Annotated in this window: 9 protein-coding genes; 3 read left to right on the top strand and 6 right to left on the bottom strand. The window is 48.6% G+C overall.

Features of this window, described 5'->3' with window-relative positions:
* The 3 genes from WG8_RS22840 to WG8_RS22850 form a co-directional block, all read right to left on the bottom strand.
* Positions 1 to 1721 (bottom strand): peptidase U32 family protein (locus WG8_RS22840; RefSeq protein ID WP_007432636.1); only part of this gene is annotated, 1721 nt, incomplete at its 3' end.
* 688 nt (positions 1722 to 2409) lie between these two features.
* Positions 2410 to 4326 carry a stalk domain-containing protein gene (locus WG8_RS22845; RefSeq protein WP_007432637.1) on the bottom strand — a complete coding sequence of 639 codons (1917 nt, stop codon included), beginning with the start codon at positions 4324 to 4326 and terminating at the stop codon, positions 2410 to 2412.
* 48 nt (positions 4327 to 4374) lie between these two features.
* A complete protein-coding gene (locus tag WG8_RS22850; protein WP_007432638.1) occupies positions 4375 to 5622 on the bottom strand; it encodes a S1C family serine protease in 1248 nt (415 codons plus the stop codon).
* 299 nt (positions 5623 to 5921) lie between these two features.
* Here WG8_RS22850 and WG8_RS22855 point away from each other — a divergent pair, with 299 nt between their 5' ends.
* On the top strand, positions 5922 to 7547 hold the full coding sequence (locus WG8_RS22855; RefSeq protein WP_007432639.1) for a nitrite/sulfite reductase: 1626 nt from the start codon (positions 5922 to 5924) through the stop codon (positions 7545 to 7547).
* Positions 7548 to 7657: 110 nt separating this feature from the next.
* On the opposite strand, the gene WG8_RS22860 is transcribed toward WG8_RS22855, so the two are convergent.
* The 3 genes from WG8_RS22860 to uvrB form a co-directional block, all read right to left on the bottom strand.
* A complete protein-coding gene (locus tag WG8_RS22860) occupies positions 7658 to 8869 on the bottom strand; it encodes a hypothetical protein (protein WP_007432640.1) in 1212 nt (403 codons plus the stop codon).
* Between the two features lie 409 nt (positions 8870 to 9278).
* Positions 9279 to 12140 (bottom strand): excinuclease ABC subunit UvrA, encoded by a 2862-nt coding sequence (gene uvrA / locus WG8_RS22865; RefSeq protein WP_007432641.1) that lies wholly within the window; start codon positions 12138 to 12140, stop codon positions 9279 to 9281.
* Between the two features lie 173 nt (positions 12141 to 12313).
* Positions 12314 to 14305 (bottom strand): excinuclease ABC subunit UvrB, encoded by a 1992-nt coding sequence (uvrB, locus tag WG8_RS22870; RefSeq protein WP_007432642.1) that lies wholly within the window; start codon positions 14303 to 14305, stop codon positions 12314 to 12316.
* A gap of 208 nt (positions 14306 to 14513) precedes the next feature.
* Between uvrB and WG8_RS22875 the strand changes: the two genes are divergently transcribed.
* Positions 14514 to 15344: a flagellar motor protein gene (locus tag WG8_RS22875; RefSeq protein WP_007432643.1), complete on the top strand. Its 831-nt coding sequence runs from the start codon at positions 14514 to 14516 to the stop codon at positions 15342 to 15344.
* Positions 15328 to 16140, top strand: a complete 813-nt coding sequence (locus WG8_RS22880) for a flagellar motor protein MotB (protein WP_007432644.1) — start codon at positions 15328 to 15330, stop codon at positions 16138 to 16140. The genes WG8_RS22875 and WG8_RS22880 overlap by 17 nt, the downstream gene beginning before the upstream one ends.
* Positions 16141 to 16162 lie beyond the last annotated feature (22 nt).

Below are 16162 nucleotides of genomic sequence, written 5' to 3' on the forward strand. Positions count from 1 at the left end.
AACTCCACGCCGGCCTCCAGCGCAGCCTCAACCTGCGGGAGGCTGCGGCACAGCGCGGTCAGCTCCTCCTGACCGCGTACCACAGGCGATGCCGGAACGGATGCATCGCCATACACCTCTACCGCCCGCTTCGTGTACACGGGCGGTTTGGGGCGCTCGCCCGCGAGCAATTCCACCGCCTGACGGCGGATGCTGTTCAGCTCGCGCATCGGCACGATGACGTCCCCATGCAGATGGACGTCCAGTTCTTCCAGCTGGAACACCGTTCCGCCCAGTCGGCCGAACTGCTCCTCGAGCAGTTCGTGCGTCATCGGACGCTTCTGGGCGATTTCAAGTTCCAGCTCGGAATCCACGCGGACCGTTGTGCCCTTCTGCACGTCGGTCCACCAGGTCGACAGCGGCTGCCCTGGGGAGCCGCTGACACGCACATGTACCGGGAAGACGCGGTACGGCTTGTCCGTTTCGTACGACTGGCGCAGACGCTTATCCAGCGCCGGGTCGTTGGTCTTCCAAATGCGGTCGCCCACGTGTACACGGCGCAGATCCACATCGTTGCGTCCCGCTACGATGTCGATGATCCAGCCTTCTCCGGCTTCGCCTTCAATTTTCACGCCCTTGCGGCGGATATCGTATACGCGTCCGCCCTCTTCTTTTTGCGTAGGGTCGCCCGCATCGAATACAATACCGTCGCCGCGCTTCAGCGGTGCATCGATACGACAGACTACACCATCACGAAGAATTTGTTCCACCCGGCCGAGGTACACCCCCCGGCTTTTCGGGAACGTACCGTCAACCAGCTTTTTGTTATTCGTTCCTTCCAGAAAGCCGTGCGTAAAGCCGCGTGAAAAGCTCTGCTGCAGCTCACGGATATCCTCTTTGCTCGTCTTGGACGTATCGCCATCAAAATACTTATCAATGGCCTTGCGATATTTGCTGACCACATTTGCCACATATTCAGGCGTTTTCAGTCGCCCTTCGATTTTAAAGGAAACTACACCTGCGTCGATCAACTCAGGCATCAAATCAATGGCTGCCAGATCCTTGGGGGATAGCAGGTATGTCACATCGGCCATTGGCTTTTGCTCTCCATCCACCATCAGATCGTAAGGCAAACGACATGCCTGTGCACACTCACCACGGTTAGCAGAGCGTCCGCCCCACATTTCCGAAGTCAGACATTGGCCTGAATAAGAAACGCATAACGCGCCATGTACAAACACTTCCATCGGAAGTCTCGCCTGATCGCCAATTTTTTGAATTTGTTTTAGATTATTTTCGCGACCAAGCACGACCCGCTCCATGTTGTACGGCTTCGTGAACTCTACGGCCTCCGGCGAGGTAATCGTCATTTGGGTAGAGCCGTGGATCGGAAAATCCGGTGATATATCACGGATCATTTTCACCAAGCCCATATCCTGAACAATTAAGGCATCGACTCCAGCATCAATGCAGGCATCCACCAGTTCCTTAGCGTCCTCCAGCTCATTCTCAAATACCAATATATTGAATGTCAAAAAGCCCTTGACCCCGTAGCTATGCAAAAACGCCATAATTTCAGGCAGTTCCTCCATGCGGAAATTGTTCGCCCGCGCCCGTGCATTGAACTTTTCGACTCCGAAAAAGATTGCATCAGCTCCATTCGCTACCGCCGCACGCATACAATCCCAGTCACCTGCTGGTGCCAGAAGCTCGACATCTTCTCTTCGTACTGCTGATTTCATTATTGTCCTCCCTATATGCTGAAAACGAACGAGCACCCATTGGATAATCATTGTTTTCAGGGCAGCTATGCTGCTTGTTTGAATCCTATCTGTTTCTATCATCCTGTCCGATCATCCACACTCTGAACCATCGGTTCCTCGCATGAATTACATCCAACTCAAAAAATCCGCATCACAAACATCTGCGGCATAATCATTCTTATCTTGTAACTAATCTAGTGTACCAGACTGCGCCCCAAGCTTCTACACTTTCCAAGCGATTCCTTCAAAAATATCATACTAAAAACAAAAAAACACCTCCATATCCGTCAAGCGGTGCTTTGGAGGTGAGTCATATAAAACTAGAAAGAGCGAAGTAAATATCGCTGCTCAGACTACTTCTTAAAAAAAGGAAAAGTAGGCAGGATAGGCAACCTAGTAAAACTTGCAGCCTTTGCTCTTCCCTGCTTACCTCACTCTTTAAAAAGATTGGCGATCTGATGGCGGGCACCAGCGAAGCGGGCCATTTGAATCCGGAGAAGCGTCAGCGTTCGACTGAAAGCTTTCCGTAGGAAAGCTACTTCGGAAGCATATGCTTATGGGATTCTTACCTTTCAATCCCTTATACAATCCAAGAATCCCGGGTCAACAGCGATCGCAGGATCAAATGGCACGCGTAGCGCCCCCCACAAACTGCCTAATCTTTTCTCTATTTCACAAACATAAATGAATTGAGCGTCGAATCCAGTGCATTGGACTGCACAGCCGTGTTGTTCGCATCATTTAACGTTGTTGTCACGGTAAATGTTTTCCCATTATGCTCCAGAACGATTTGGTGGCCTGTGTAGCCAATGCCTTCCTCCACACGGTGGAATGTAAAGGACACGGCTGGAACACCAGCAAACGTCACGTCCTTAACCTCCTCAACCTTGAGGTTTTTATAGTTTTTACCTTGTTTATCATAGAAGTCCTTGAGCTGGGACACGGTTAACTCAAATGATTGATCATTGTCGATTTTGATGGAAAAACGACCGCCAGTAAACTTGTATTCTACATCGCCTAATTCAAATTGGTCGCTGACCGCTGTCCAAAACCGCGGAATATTGACCGAATATTCATAGGCCTTGGATGTCTTTTTGACTGTTTTCGTTTTGTCTGTCAGATAGTCGTCTTCTTCCAGCTGCCCAAAGTTGCTCGCTACGGTCTGAAAATCAATTTGAAGCGAGGAAATGAGTGCGTTGAACTGGTCATTCCCTTTGCTCACTTTTTCCGGTATCGCGTATTCCGCCAAGTAACGGTATCCATTTTGCTGAATCAGCACGTTGTACTGCTTGACCCATCCATCACCAAAATTATATCGGTACTCCTGGACCAACCCTTCGACACCTGTAACCTTCATTGGATACGTCTTCTGTGCCTCATAAGCTGTGGACACAAATGAATCACTCAGCCATTTTTGCAGTTGCTGACTCCAGCTCTCCAATTTCCCATCCGCAGGAGCTGAGGTTACTTTCATGTGGAAGCTTGATCCATCATTGCTCTCATACTGCATCCGCTGATCATCCATTTTCCAGCCTGCGGGGATACTGAGTGACACACCATAGTCCGGATTTCCGGCCTCGCGTGTGCCTCCTACGACGGTGGACAGGTCTTTGATGCTCTTATCCTGCGTATTAAAGGAGGTTTTGAAAGAATTTAATAGTACCGCATATTGGGCCAGATCTTTATAGTTCGTTGCTTTGGCATCGGAAAAATAAATCACATATAATCGTCCGTTATCATAATATTGACGATTTTCCCACAATACGCCGTCTGCATCCTTCGTAATAACACGAGCATAAGGCACCTTTGCTTTCGGGAAGGATTTTCGATCTACGACCGTTTCTCCCGTTTCTTTGGCATTCTGTACCAATTGTTGCAACAGATCATCTGCATTCAGTGGAACCGGTTGTGATGCTGCATGGACTTCCATATAATACGCGCTATTTTCGTCCATAAACGTGGAAATACTCTCATCTCCACCTCCCTGACCAATGACGAGTCCTGTAGGATAGTTCATGGACCATTCGTAGTAACTGTTCCCGATCTGCGTCTTGCCCTCGTCATTATCAATGTTCGGCGTCTCTTCAGCTACCGTACCCGCCTCTTCTTGCGCTTCCATCCGAATGATGATACCTGCACCATTCTTCTCCAGCTTGCCGCCAAGCCCTTCTGCTACTTGACGCAAAGGCACCATAAGGATACCTGAAGACATTTCCGGCGGAGCAGGAAGGGTCACCTTGTGACCTCTCACCCAGGCTGTACGGTCGCCAATAGTCAGCGATACGATACGAGACCCGCTACTGATTTTAACTACATTATCCTCAGCCAGCCGAATTTTGCTGTTAAATGCCTTTTTAAACACACCTGCCGGAACCATAAGTCCGCCACTCTTCGAGTACGGCTTCGTAATATTCGCCTTCTGACCGTTCACGATGGCTGTATTGCTGCCACTTTGAAGACGCAACTCCAACATGGTTTTATCACTACTATCTGCTGCGACTGCAGGCAAAGTGGAAAGCAGAAGGGACAATGCGACTGCGCCGACCCCCAGCTTACGCATCATTTTTCTTTGAATATGCTTCACAGTAATCTCCCTTTAGCTATATTTGATGGATTCAAGATCCGTTTTCGTTCACTTTCCAGTAACAGCGGTCTCTTGAACTGACTCTGATGCTTCCTTGGAAGGCGCTTTGCCGCCATCTTCGACAGAATCCGATTCATTCGAATCCTCAAGATCTTCCCCTGACTGAATGGAATCATAGATTTCACCATTATCCTGTGTCAATACCAGCTTGCGCTTCACAATATCACCATCCGACTGCATAAGTACACTCACCGTTTGACCCGGCTGATAGCTTTTAAGCAACTCATTGACGTCGATCGCGGAAGCTACACGCTTTCCGTTAATGCTGTACAGCTCATCGCCTTCCTTGATCTTGGCCTGGACAGCGTTCGCCGAAGTAATTTTCGTAACTTTCAAAGGGTCCTCGGTAGGCAATCCGACGATAGCTGACCAGCTCTCTTCCAGCCCCAAGCCAAGACTGGCACGCCGAACCTCGCCGTATTTGAAAAATTGGCTGATGACGTATTTTACCGTATCCGACGGAATCGAAAAGCCCATATTTTCAATACCGACCGCCGAAAATTTCATCGTATTTATCCCGATACCCTCGCCTTTGAGATTGACTAGCGGACCGCCGCTGTTGCCGGGATTGATCGCTGTATCACTTTGGATCAGACGATAAGCAGCGTTGACACCACGGTTCAGTCCGCTAACGACACCCGAGGTTGCAGAATTGCGGAGTGAAAACGAGATCGGTGTACCGATAGCCACTACCTGCTCACCCACCTGCAGACTGTTCGTGGAGGCTGCCAAGGTTGCAGGCTTGAGGCCGCTTGCCTTGATTTTGACTAATGCCAAATCACTGACCGGATCGCTGTAGCTGTCGGTGATTCCATAGGATTTTCCGTCCGAGGTTACGACCACGGCATCACCTAATCCTTCGATAACATGCGCATTCGTGACAATCCATCCATCTGTCCGAATGATGACACCCGTGCCGTGAGCCAGATTGTACCGATCTCCTCCCGCTACTGTTTCTCCTGTGGCTGAACGGCCGATGATACCAACCACGGAAGGAGACACATTTTTAATGACCTGCGGCACACGATCGGCCGATAATGTATATGTACCATTCGCACTGTTATATGCGCCGCTAGTTCCCAATGCTTTATTCATATCGCTTACGTTGACATAGACCCCGCCATTAATGACTTTGGCCTTCAAAGCAGCTCCACTGCTGGCTGCACCTGCCGATCCAGAAACACACAAAGCGCTGCCTAAAGCCAGAACAAACGCTCTTTTCCCCATTTTACGCATACACTCACCATTTCCTCTCTAACATAACCCTGTTCTATCAGTTAGTCCAAATCTACCATAGAGGGGATATGCATACAAACGCTTTAAGCCCTATCTTTTTCTTAAAAAGCGCCGTTTGCCCTCATTTACTATTTATATTATGAAATTACCAAATCCTTATATCAAAAAAATAAGCAAAAACGATAAATAATCGTTATACCGTTTGGGCCATTCCTTCGTTTACGAGCACAACCAATTGTGATACCATCACATTATATCTTAGTTATATTGTCGGAAATAAAATGAAGGAGGTTAACAGGATGGCCTATGAACCAATCTGGACTGCTCATCCAGATAAGCTAAACAAATTTGAGCTGGTCAAGCTGGAAAAAGACGGGCTCGACGTTATACGCACCATTATTGAAAACTATGCAAACGAAGGCTATGACTCGATCTCTGCGGACGATATGGACCGTTTCAAATGGGCTGGTGTCTATCAGCAAAAGCCCAAGGATGGTCATTTTATGATGCGTGTCCGCATCAACACAGGTATTATGACTTCAGCACAGGCACATGCGCTGGCCGACATATCCACGCTATATGGACGCGGTCTTGTGGATGTCACCACTCGTCAGGCCATTCAATTTCACTGGTTGACGGTTGAAAGCTTGCCCGATATTTTCGAGCGACTGGAAAAAGTCGATTTGTATTCCTTTGAAGCCTGTGGAGATTGCCCTCGTACCATTGTCGGCAACCCGCTGGCTGGCATTGATCCCAATGAATTGGTCGATACCAGAGAGATTGTCGATGAGGTGAACCGTTTTTTCTTATTAAATCGGGACTTCTCCAATCTGCCGCGCAAGTACAAGATGTCGATCTCCGGCAATACGTACAACAACGCACAGGCTGAAATTAACGACTTGTCCTTCACGCCAGCCACCAAAATCATCGACGGGAAAGAAGTAGTCGGCTTCCATGCGATGGTTGGGGGAGGTTTATCCGCCAAGCCACACTTGGCGCAGTCACTGGATCTGTTTGTTCGCCCTGAGGAGGTACTAAAGGTTGCTATTGCCGTCACAACCATTTTCCGTGACTACGGCTATCGTGAAAAACGGCATCATGCCCGTCTGAAATTCCTCGTCGCCGATTGGGGCCCGGAAAAGTTCCTGACTAAGCTCACTGAGTATATCGGCGAAATGCCGGGACGAGGTGAGGACAAAACGATCGGCTGGCAAGCCGCCTATTTTGACGGTGTACATCCTCAGGCCCAGAAGGGCCTGAATTATGTCGGTCTGAACGTGCCTGTCGGCCGTCTGAGCGCTGACGAGCTGCATGAACTGGCTGATCTCGCTGATCGCTATGGTGATGGACAGATTCGTACCACCATGTCGCAAAATATACTGCTAAGTGGCGTGCCGGACGACCAAGTGGATGAGTTGCTGAAAGCTCCTGTACTGCAGCGCCTGACACCACAGCCCAAGCATTTTATGAGCCGCACGGTATCGTGTACAGGGAATGAATTCTGCAATCTGGCAATTGTGGAGACCAAAAAGCGGGCGGTTGACGTGGCCGAGTATTTGGATCAGCATGTCGATTTGGATGAAAAAATTCGTATCCATTTTATTGGCTGCCCAAATTCCTGCGGTCAAAAGCATATTGCGGACATCGGCTTGCAGGGCTCGCTTGTTAAAACCCCCGAAGGCTTGGTCGATGCGTTCGACATCGCTGTCGGCGGAGCACTCGGATCAGGTGCCCAACTCAACAAGGCACTCAAGGGCCGCGTGCGCGGGGACCAGGTTGGACCTGTCCTGGCAGAACTCATTCTGTACTACAAAGAAAATCGGAACCCTGGTGAAAGCTTTTACGCATATGTACAACGTGTGGGTATTCCGGCTTTCCAGGAAAAGCTGTCTGACATTTTACAGTCCAGCATCGTTGCATCCTAGATACGGCATCCAATATCAGCCTGTTTGTATCTCATATACAAGCAGGCTGTTTTTTTATGGCCACAACTATTCAATATCGCCCTCGGGGACTCGCAAAAAAAGACACCGGATTACTCCGGCATCAATATTTTCGCAAAATCGAGCACTGTTGGTTTCCGGGCACCTGATGTAGATGTTACCACCGCGTAGCCTGATGGTATTTTATATATCAAGCCCGTATCATATCGGATGCCAAAGGAATTGTCTTCCTTATAATGAGTCGTGGTTTCCCACTTCTTTGTCCCGTTTCCTTCCAAGCCTGTGATGGTGATTCCATGCATCTTCGTGGTTTTTCCCAGTGGATCATATCGATCGCTGAACTGAACGTACAGCTGTTCTTCAGGCAGGTACACCCTGTCAGCCGGATAGTCCTCTGTATTGCCAAACAATTGCAGACCCTTGCTTAAAACCTGTGTGCGCTTGCTGTTTCCTTTAAGTCCTGTTACAGCAATATGACCACTGGGCAGCTCACGTACGGCTGCAATGTCCTTGCCTGAGCCCAAATCCAAATGGATATCACGCATATCGCGACCATATACATCTGCTTGTACCCCTATCGGGCCATCCAAGCTATTCATAAGCGCATAATATCCATTGTAGCTGCCAACCAGCCAACCCGAGTTCACCCCGGTCGTCGTTCGATTCCATTGGATATCGCCATCTCCTGTATATTTGAGCACAGTGAAAGTCTGCTCCGCACGGTTCAGAGAGGAGACCAGAAAACCTCCGTCCGCAAGCGGTTCCAAACCTATCCGAGAATCCTGTCCATGGGATATCAAACCATCTGTTTGCAACGTTTTGGACCACACAGCATTTCCATCGTTGTCCAATCGTGTAGCCTGTAAATCTTGTATTCCGTTCGGTTGGGTATAGTCAGTCAAAAACAGCATGCCACCATCTGGCGTTTCCCGCTGCACCCCCCTAGTGCTCGTTCCCGGTTGCACGTTCAATTCCTGCTGGTGCTTCCATACACTCTCCAGAGAGCTGTCCAGCTTGCCATATGTAACATGCACTACACTTGCCTCTAAATCGTCCTCGATATCCAGAATTAAAAATCCACCGTTCGCCGTGGGCTGGATATAATCGTAGGCGTTGTCTACATCCTTAATGCTTCCAAGCGCCGCACTGGTTTCAATCTCGGCTTGCTTGGGCACAAGTGCTTGAGATACCTCTGATGCATAGGATGGTGAAGCACTATATCCCATCACACATGCCGCTAAAGTAATTCCTGCCGCCCATGCATATACACGTGTACGTAGAACTCTGTTTTGCATAATCTTCAAAACGTTCCAGCTCCCTTCATGACTTTACCTCAGAGATGTTTTATAAACCTTGGACGTGATCAGACTACAGACGGTTTCGCTTCAACTTGGAATGGTTGTCACGGGGCACGGAGCTTTGTTGATGCCATATACTTATGAGTTAAATATTTACCTCTTCAAGTCCGAGCCTAAACATTCGCAACTCCAAAACAGAGAGACAACTCAGAACTTTCTGTCGATGAATATAACTATAGATTTATTATTCCAGCGCTTGGCAAACTAGCTGTCACATGCTTTAACGCAAGAAATTGATAAAAGTTTTCTTTTTTTCAAAAATAATAAAGCCCTGCCAAGGGAAAGGCCTAAATACGCTAATTCGTATTCCGCCTTCCTGCCTGTGCAGGGCTTCCAAAACATACGCTAATCCTATCTATAGATCAACGGTCTGAAGCGCTTGGCTGCGCTCCGTATCCCGTTCAAGGATTGGTTTTAAATATCGGCCTGTATACGATTCTTCCACTTTCACGAGCTGCTCCGGTGTTCCGGTAGCCAAGATCGTTCCACCGCCGCTTCCGCCTTCCGGTCCCAGATCGATCAAATAATCGGCTGTCTTAATCACATCCAGATTATGCTCAATAACCAGCACCGTCTCTCCTGAATCAACCAAGCGATGCAGTACCATCAATAATCGGTCAATATCGTGAACGTGCAGACCGGTTGTCGGCTCGTCCAAAATATAGATCGTTTTGCCTGTGCTGCGACGATACAGCTCAGAAGCCAGCTTCACGCGCTGAGCTTCACCTCCAGACAGGGTAGTCGCAGGCTGACCCAGCTTGACATACCCCAAGCCTACATCCATCAGCGTCTGAATCTTGCGATGAATCTTCGGGATATTTTCAAAAAACTCTGTCGCGTCCTCTACCGTCATATCCAGTATATCAGCAATACTTTTGCCTTTGTATTTAACCTCTAGGGTCTCACGATTATACCGTTTGCCCTTGCACACTTCGCACGGGACGTACACATCCGGCAGGAAATGCATCTCAATCTTGATTATGCCGTCACCTTTACAAGCTTCACAGCGACCACCTTTAATGTTAAAGCTAAAGCGGCCTTTTTGGTAACCACGGATCTTGGCCTCATTTGTTTTTGAAAACAAATCACGAATATCATCAAATACCCCGGTGTAGGTCGCAGGATTGGAACGCGGCGTACGGCCGATCGGAGACTGATCAATATCAACGACCTTATCAATATGCTCAAGCCCGCGAATTTCCTTATGCTGGCCCGGACGTACTCTCGCCCGGTTCAGATCACGCGCCAGCGTTTTGTACAGGATTTCGTTGACCAGTGTTGACTTGCCAGAACCGGATACGCCAGTAACAGCGGTAAACACACCTAACGGAATTTTAACATTCAAATTTTTGAGATTATTCTCCTTGGCCCCGCGGACCTCCAGCCACTTATCCGCAGGCTTGCGCCGTTCGGTATTGACCGGAATGAACTTGCGCCCGCTCAAATATTGCCCTGTCAAGGAGTTCGGATCTTCCATGACTTCCTGCGGGGTCCCCTGTGACATGATCATCCCGCCATGGATTCCTGCTCCCGGTCCAATATCAATGATATAGTCCGCCGCCATCATTGTATCTTCGTCATGCTCCACCACAATCAACGTATTTCCGAGATTCCGCATATGCTCCAAAGCACTAATCAGGCGGTCATTGTCTCGCTGGTGCAATCCGATACTAGGCTCGTCCAAAATATAAAGTACCCCCATTAGACTGGACCCGATCTGCGTCGCCAGCCGAATACGCTGAGCCTCACCGCCGGACAACGTTCCTGCGGAACGGCTTAATGTCAAATATTCCAGACCGACATTGACCAGGAAGCCCAAACGGCTGTTAATTTCTTTTAAAATGAGATTGGCAATCGATTTCTCCTTCTCACTCAGCTCCAGCGTTTGAAAAAAGCGAGCCGCTTCTGTGATGGACAAATCAGTCACATAGGCGATATTTTGCTCCTGAATGGTTACCGCGAGGCTCTCTTTCTTCAGACGGTGTCCCTTACAGGTGTTACATGGTTTGGCGCTCATGAAGCCTTCAATAAATTCACGGATACCATCAGAAGCTGTATCACGATAACGGCGCTCCAGATTCGGAATGATTCCCTCAAAGGTCACATAGGCTTCCTTGCGTTGACCAAAATCATTTTCGTAACGGAACCGAATCTTCTGGTCAGCCGTCCCGTGTAAAATGATGTTCATTTGCTCCGTGGTCAATTGGCTAACAGGAACATCCTGCGGAATACCAAAATGCTCGCATACCGACTGTAAAAATTGCGGATAATAAGTGGAAGTTCCACCACTCCATGCCTGAAATGCTCCATCTTCCACACTTTTTTGAGGATCAGGAATGAGCAAATCAGGGTCCACTACCATTTTAGCACCCAATCCGTCACAATCCGGGCAAGCACCAAACGGATTGTTAAAAGAGAACATCCGCGGGGTCAGCTCATCTATGCTAAAACCGCAAATCGGGCACGCAAAATTAGAGCTAAATCGCAGCTCTTCTTGCCCCATAATATCCACAAGCAGTTGGCCACCTGATAGTTTTAGAGCCGTCTCAATCGAGTCGGATAGACGTGCACGCACATCTTCCTTGACCACGATCCGGTCTACAACCACTTCAATTGAATGCTTCTTATTCTTCTCCAACTCTATCTTTTCCGACAGCTCTCGCAATTCGCCATTGACACGTACCCGTACAAAGCCCTGTTTGGCTATATCCGCGAATAGTGTTTTATGTTCGCCTTTGCGTCCGGATACTAATGGAGCCAAAATTTGCAGTCGTGTCTTTTCAGGATACTGCATGATGCGATCCACCATCTGTTCAACGGTCTGGGATGTGATCTCAATTCCGTGTTCAGGGCAATGAGGGTGACCCACTCGCGCAAACAACAACCGCAAGTAATCATAGATTTCTGTAACCGTACCGACAGTAGAACGCGGATTCCGGTTGGTGGTTTTTTGGTCAATAGATATCGCAGGAGACAAACCATCAATCGAGTCGACATCCGGCTTCTCCATTTGTCCGAGGAACTGACGTGCATACGCAGATAGAGATTCCACGTAGCGCCGCTGTCCTTCCGCATAGATTGTATCGAAAGCCAATGACGATTTACCCGAGCCACTAAGCCCCGTAAGAACGACAAATTTGTCACGCGGAATCGTCACGTCAATATTTTTGAGATTATGCGCCCGTGCGCCTTTGATGATGATGCTTTCATTCGCCAAATGTTTCATCTCCTTAGCTGTAGTTCAAGTCATGCTATATTCCACTGGGTTATGGATGCAGGTGATATATCGCAAGAGAACGACCACATGGGCCGCCCTCACTATTGTTAAAAACATTCAAATATTTCATTTTCAATGTGCTTTCGTTTATAGCTTATTCTTATACTACATGCTTAATCGGCCCGCAGTTCCAGCAAAGCGTCACGCAACTCGGCGGCCCGCTCGAACTGTAGATTCTTGGCGGCATCCTTCATTTCTGCTTCCAGACGCTGAATAAGCGTTTGACGCTCCTTCTTGGAAAGTTTACCCGTCTCACTAGGAAGGTAATCATTCCGTGCCTCTGTCGCCTTGGTTGCTTCTATGACATCACGAATCTTTTTGCGGATGGTTTGAGGCGTAATTCCATGCTCTTCATTATACTGAATTTGAATCGCACGGCGACGTTCGGTTTCTTTGATCGCCTTATCCATAGATTCGGTAATCTTATCACCGTACATAATAACTCGACCATCGCTATTGCGTGCTGCCCGTCCAATCGTCTGGATCAGAGAGCGTTCAGAACGCAGAAAGCCTTCTTTGTCCGCATCCAAAATTGCAACCAGAGAAACTTCCGGTAAATCCAGACCTTCCCGCAGCAGGTTGATCCCAATCAGGACATCGAAGGTGCCCAGGCGCAGATCCCGCAGAATGGCCATCCGCTCCAGTGTCTTGATTTCAGAGTGCATATATCGGACCTTGATGCCTACTTCTTTTAAATAGTCTGTCAAATCCTCGGACATCTTCTTCGTGAGTGTGGTGACCAATACCCGTTCTTCACGCTCTATGCGAAGCCGTATCTCATTAATAAGATCGTCAATCTGCCCCTTGCTTGGACGTACCTCAATAATGGGATCAAGAAGTCCGGTAGGACGAATAATCTGCTGCACCATCGTATTGCATTTCTCCAGCTCGTAGGGACCCGGGGTAGCTGATACGTAAATAATCTGATTGACCTTGTCTTCGAACTCTTCAAATTTCAACGGACGGTTATCCAGCGCAGACGGCAGGCGGAAACCATGATCCACCAGCACATTTTTACGTGCCTGGTCACCGTTATACATCGCCCGAATTTGCGGTAGCGTAACATGGGATTCGTCAATGACGATCAGCATATCATCCGGGAAATAATCCATCAGCGTATACGGCGTCGCTCCCCGCTCGCGGAATGTCAGGGGACCTGAGTAATTCTCGACGCCGGAACAAAAGCCAACCTCTCTCATCATTTCGATATCATAGCGGGTACGCTGCTCCAAACGCTGTGCCTCCAGCAGCTTGCCTTGTTCCTTCAGCTCCGCCAGTCGCTCTTCAAGCTCACGCTCAATGTTGACCAGTGCTACCCTCATCGTATCCTCATGGGTAACGAAGTGAGATGCCGGGAAAATGGCAATATGCTCACGCTCACCGATTAATTCACCCGTAAGCACATTAATCTCGGTAATCCGTTCGATCTCATCCCCAAACAGCTCTACACGTATGGCATGTTCCCCATGGGAAGCCGGGAATATTTCAACCACATCTCCCCGTACACGGAAAGTACCCCGCACGAAGTTGATATCGTTCCGCTGATATTGAATATCGACCAAGCGGGACAAAATCTGATTGCGGGGTTTCTCCATACCGACTCTAAGCGAGAGCAGCAGGCTTGAATATTCTTTCGGCGACCCCAGACCATAAATGCAGGAGACACTCGCTACGATAATAACATCACGACGCTCAAACAGAGAGCTTGTGGCCGAGTGGCGAAGTTTATCAATCTCCTCATTGATGCTGGAATCCTTCTCAATATACGTATCAGAAGACGGAATGTACGCTTCCGGTTGGTAGTAGTCATAGTAGCTGACAAAATAATCGACAGAGTTGTTTGGAAAAAACTCCTTAAATTCACTCGCCAGTTGGGCAGCCAACGTCTTATTATGTGCAATAATCAGCGTAGGCCGATTCAGCTTGGCAATGGTTTGCGCGATGGTAAATGTCTTACCCGTTCCCGTAGCACCCAACAGCGTCTGATGCTTCTTTCCTTCTGCGATCCCCTCTACCAGTTCAAAAATGGCCTGAGGCTGATCGCCTTGAGGTTGGAATTCCGACTCAATTTCAAAAGTCTTGTTGCTAACAACGATATCACTCATTGCCCTGCATCACCCTTATCGTCTAAAATGGAAACATCATGTTTCTACACCAGTCGAACTGGAATGTCTTTGCCTGTAACTCTATGTCAATATTTCCCGAGCAATGATACTTGGGAAATATGGTTGGATAAGAATGTTTGTTCCCGTATTATACCTCTTTCTTACGGTGGATGCAAACGATAAGTCTTGAATAGGAGTGAATTGTATCTTGGATATCACCATCGTATTGGGCATCATCGCAGGAATCATCGCATTAATTGGTGGCTTCTTATGGGAAGGCGGCGAATTTTCAGGACTTCTCCAAGGTACATCGGCTCTGATTGTATTTGGTGGAACCTTCGCCGCAGTTGTTATTAGCTACCCCGCCTCCAAGCTGAAGACCATACCAACTGCTCTTCGGATGGCGTTTAGCCGTGAGGAGAACCCTACCGAGCAGTATATAGAAGATTTGGTTTCCATGGCTGCCACCTCCCGCCGATCCGGTGTACTTGCGCTAGAGCGTATTTCCTCGGAGCATCCGAATGCATTTTTGCGTGAAGGTCTTCAGTTGGTCATCGACGGCACCGAGCAGGAGCAGATCAAACAGATATTAGAGCTTGAGTTAGATACCATTGAACAAAAGCATGAAGGATATGCCAAAATATTCGAATCCGCAGGCGGCTATGCCCCTACGATGGGGATTATTGGTACGGTAATGGGTCTGATCCATGTACTGGGCAGCCTGACCGAGCCTACTGCGCTTGGACCGTCCATTGCGGTCGCGTTTATCGCAACACTATACGGCGTAGCCAGCGCCAATCTGATCTTCTTGCCTATCGCTTCGAAAATAAGAGCATGCAGTGAAAGAGAAATCTCCACCATGGAATTGCTGCTGCAAGGTATTCTGGCTATTCAAAACGGAGAAAATCCGAAGCTGGTACGCAAAAAGCTGGAGTTCTTTATCCGCTCAGAACAAAATCAGGATTACAAACCGCCACGGCGCACACGCATAGAGATCACCACTCCAAAGGAGGACTCCTTCCATGAGAACGCGCGCTAAGCGTCGTGGGCGGAAGGAGGGCGGAGACCATCGCGACCGCTGGATGATTACCTATGCTGATCTAATCACCCTGCTGCTCATTTTTTTCGTCGTGATGTACGCCATGAGCAGCCTGGATGCCAGAAAATACGAGGTCGTTGTTCAATCCCTCCAGGATACGTTCCGCAAGGGGGATTCTATTTTGGAGCAGGGTTCGGGCATCACGGGGACTGCGGATCGCTACACCAGCAAAAATCCGCCTGCGGCCAAGCAATCGGCAGCTGATAAAAAAGAAGCGGGATCAACCAAGCTAACCGAACGCGAACAGGCATTTCGCAAGCAGGAAAAAGAGCTGCAAAATCTCATGGGTGTCATTCAGAAGTATATTTCGGAAAACAAATTGGAAAGCCAGATTTTCGTGGCAGATCAACCGCGCGGAATTGTTATTACGCTGAATGACCGCTTTTTATTCGATCAAGGCAGGGCTGCACTCAAGCAGGGCTCTGCCAACACACTATCCAAGCTGGCCAGTTTGTTCAGAGATTTGAAAACACCGATCAGCATCGAGGGACATACGGACAACATTCCGTTCACCCGCACCACGAACTCATCGATCTACAAGGACAACTGGGAGCTTTCCGGCGCACGGGCGTTATCCGTACTGCGATTCTTTCTGGATAGAGAACAGCTGTCACCCTCTGGATTTCAGTATGCGGGTTATGCAGATACCCGTCCGGTTGGTGACAATAGTACCGAGGCTGGACGTCAAAAAAATCGGCGTGTCGAAATCACTGTATTGCGTCAGCTTCAACAGTAAATGCCAAAAACCTCCTGAGTCA

Origin of the sequence: Paenibacillus sp. Aloe-11 (genome assembly GCF_000245715.1) — a bacterium.
GTDB classification, from domain to species: domain Bacteria; phylum Bacillota; class Bacilli; order Paenibacillales; family Paenibacillaceae; genus Paenibacillus; species Paenibacillus kribbensis.

Excerpts from the sequence above, each read along its gene's own strand:
- WG8_RS22850 (WP_007432638.1), bottom strand. The coding sequence starts at position 5,622 with ATGCGTAAAATGGGGAAAAGAGCGTTTGTTCTGGCTTTAGGCAGCGCT.
- WG8_RS22855 (WP_007432639.1), top strand. The coding sequence starts at position 5,922 with ATGGCCTATGAACCAATCTGGACTGCTCATCCAGATAAGCTAAACAAA.
- uvrB (WP_007432642.1), bottom strand. The coding sequence starts at position 14,305 with ATGAGTGATATCGTTGTTAGCAACAAGACTTTTGAAATTGAGTCGGAA.
- WG8_RS22880 (WP_007432644.1), top strand. The coding sequence starts at position 15,328 with ATGAGAACGCGCGCTAAGCGTCGTGGGCGGAAGGAGGGCGGAGACCAT.